Annotated in this window: 3 protein-coding genes and 1 other RNA gene; 1 reads left to right on the top strand and 3 read right to left on the bottom strand. The window is 43.0% G+C overall.

The genetic code is table 11. The features are described 5' to 3' along the window. Positions 1-65: 65 nt before the first annotated feature. Complete coding sequence (locus tag NSCA4_RS0107275; protein WP_016687518.1) at positions 66-539, bottom strand: hypothetical protein; 474 nt, start codon at positions 537-539, stop codon at positions 66-68. 214 nt (positions 540-753) lie between these two features. On the opposite strand from NSCA4_RS0107275, the gene rnpB reads away from it, so the two are divergent. Next, positions 754-1,115, top strand: an RNA gene (gene rnpB / locus NSCA4_RS13350) — RNase P RNA component class A. Between the two features lie 158 nt (positions 1,116-1,273). Here rnpB and NSCA4_RS0107270 read toward each other — a convergent pair. Next, the gene (locus tag NSCA4_RS0107270; protein WP_016687517.1) at positions 1,274-2,230 is read right to left on the bottom strand and encodes an IS110 family RNA-guided transposase; all 957 of its coding nucleotides are present in this window, start codon (positions 2,228-2,230) and stop codon (positions 1,274-1,276) included. Between the two features lie 371 nt (positions 2,231-2,601). Beyond that, positions 2,602-2,813, bottom strand: a 212-nt coding sequence (locus NSCA4_RS15060) for a hypothetical protein (protein ID WP_218015745.1), incomplete at its 5' end; no start/stop codon positions are given.

Below are 2,813 nucleotides of genomic sequence, written 5' to 3'. Positions count from 1 at the left end.
CTTTGGCTTTTGCAGCTTCTTCAGCGGTCTTGCGCTCGGCTTCAGCTTTGGCTTTTGCAGCTTCTTCAGCGGTCTTTGCGTTCCGCTTCTAATTTTGCAGCTTCCTCAGCAGCCCTGCGATCGGCTTCAGCCTTAGCTTTATCAGCTTCTTCGGCAGCTTTGCGCTCGGCTTCGGCTTTAGCTTTTGCAGCTTCTTCAGCGACTTTTCGTTCAGCTTCGGCTTTGTCGTTGCTATCCGCTTTTACGTCTTGATTCTGGTTTTCAGACGACGTTTGTGTTGAATTTACGGAATTTTCTACTTCTTTATAAATATTTTCTTCAGATGCTTCTAAAGCATTATTTGCATCAGCTTGATTACCGGCAGGAGAGGTTGCCGTTCTTTCCGTTTGTCCGGATGGATTCGGAATATTGCCCGGTTGGACAATCGGGTAAGTCGGGGTTGGCGCGACAGACGGTGTGCCGCCTCCGCCACCTCCTCCACAGGCTGTTAATATCGAAACGGCAATACAGGATAAGATATGGGGGTAAGGTGTTTTCATCGTAATGTTCTCAATTTAAAATAGTTATGTAAAAATCATTCTATGCGTGTTTTATTTTTATGTCATCTAATTTTTACGACGAACGGTATCATTTTTAGTTAAACGGTTTATTTTATTTGCATTTTTTTAGTGTAAAATATGCAAAAAGCGTGATGAATGGTCGTTTTTATACTCAAACGGTATGTTTTCATTGTGTTATAATCCGTGTTTCATACAGGCCGGACAGACAGTCGCCGCGTATCGCGTAAGGCATACGGGGAGGAAAGTCCGGGCTCCGCAGAGCAGGATGCCGGCTAACGGCCGGGCGCGGAAACGCGACGGAAAGTGGAACAGAAAGCAATACCGCCGACGGCCGCCTTCGGGCGGAACGGGTAAGGGTGAAAAGGTGCGGTAAGAGCGCACCGTGCACTTGGTAACAAGGCGCAGCAGGCTAAACCCCATCCGGAGCAAGACCAAACAGAACGCTTTGACGCTGCTCGCCGAGCGTTCGGGTAGGTTGCTGGAGTGCATCAGTAATGGTGTGCCTAGAGGAATGACTGTCCGAGACAGAACCCGGCTTACCGTCCGGCCTGTATGTCCCGATTATTGAAAAAGATGATATATTGCAATGTCAAATATTAAATTAGGATATTATTGTATATTACTGTTTTTATTAACTATTTAGTTATTGCATTTATGTCAGATACAACAATGCACGGCTGCTTTTTGCAGCCGTTTTGTTTTGTATGTTTATGTTAAACCGTCTGATGGCGCGCTTTGTCAAACGGCTTTTGTGTCTTATGGATGTAGTAGGCTATTTTTGCGAGTTTCCGCATTATGGCGACGATTACGACCATCTTCGGTTTTTTGGCCGCTTCCAAATTTTTGACCAGTTGCGGAAATGCGTTTATCCGATAGGCAACCAAAGCGGGCATAAACAAGGCGCGTTTTAGTTGTCGATGTCCGTATCTGCTCAATCTGCCTTTTTTATTCACGCTGCTACCAGACTGTTCAATTTTGGGACTTAATCCGGCGAATGATACGAATTGGTTTGCGGTTCTGAAGGTTTTATCCGTCAGATGCCTAAGTAAGATTGCAGCAGTATCTTTGCCAATGGCGGGTATGGTTTGCAGGTTTTGATATTCGGCATTCAGGCTTTTTTGCTGCTTAATTATGCCGTCTATGCGTTTTGAGGTGTCGTCTATTTTCTTTGAGAGCAGCAGGATGATTGATTCGTGAGTTGACCTTATAAACGGATCTTTAGCGGCATGTAGCCTGTTCTGGCTTTCGTGCTTCTGTTGCTTGAGTTGCTGAAGCAGGTTTATCAGTTTGTACAACGTTGGATTTTCAGACTGCCTAAACGGTGTCAATTTATCTAAATGCCGTTTTGCATAATCGGCTATCAGCTTTGAATCTGCTTTGTCTGTTTTGGTATGGCTGAACTGGCTTTTTGCGTAATCTTTGATTTTCAGTGGATTGATGACGTAAACGATATAGACTGCGCTCAAGTATTCCGCCGCCTGTTCGTAATAAACGCCTGTTGCCTCCATGCTTATAGCAATTTTTCTAACTCTCTTAGTTTTTATCCAGGCAATCAGTTTTTCAAAACCTTCATGACTGTTTCCGATTTTTATATAGTCCATTTCGCCTTTGGCCGTAATCAATGTTACGTCTATGGTGTCTTTTGAAATATCCAATCCTATTACATTCATTGCATTTTCCTTATTTATTCAGCCTGCTATGCGGCTATGATGATATTCAATCTTTAGGACGGTCGGACGGTTCGGCATTTCTTTTTCCCAGTTTTTAACTTTGGTCGATTTGCTGCCTAAACCGCCCGGGCTTCTGTTTTGCGCATAAACAAAAACCCGCAAACCGTCTTCTTTAAAACAGTTTGCGGGTTTTGGCTTTGGCATTTTATTGCGCCCGTTTGCGCTGATTTTTGCCTATTTTTGAATTTTTAGGCATCGCCGGAAGACATAAAATTGCTGAAATCCATAGAAGCGGGAGTTCCCGCACCCCATGGATACCTTTTCCCCTATCAATTACGCCTTTTAGCTTCATTGATAGGGGAAAAGGTATCTTAATTATTCACTGATAAGTAATAAATTCCTATTAATGACAATTCAAAAGCTAAAAAACCTATAAATATTTTAAAACCTGTAATAAAGCCAGCCTTTACCCCTCTATCAGTGTTAGACCTACTAGAATACCAACCAATAATAAACCAAACTAAAGGAGATGTTATAAACCTTATTAAATCTAATGTGCTCATAATCCAATTTTCCCGCCCTG

Source organism: Neisseria sicca 4320, from assembly GCF_000193735.1.
GTDB classification, from domain to species: Bacteria; Pseudomonadota; Gammaproteobacteria; order Burkholderiales; family Neisseriaceae; genus Neisseria; species Neisseria sicca_E.
The sequence above is the reverse complement of the archived record's forward strand: the minus strand, read 5'-3'. Positions and strand labels throughout refer to the sequence as shown.

What these genes read in the sequence shown, in the direction of transcription:
- NSCA4_RS0107275 (WP_016687518.1), bottom strand. Translation starts at nt 539, where the DNA reads ATGAAAACACCTTACCCCCATATCTTATCCTGTATTGCCGTTTCGATA.
- NSCA4_RS0107270 (WP_016687517.1), bottom strand. Translation starts at nt 2,230, where the DNA reads ATGAATGTAATAGGATTGGATATTTCAAAAGACACCATAGACGTAACA.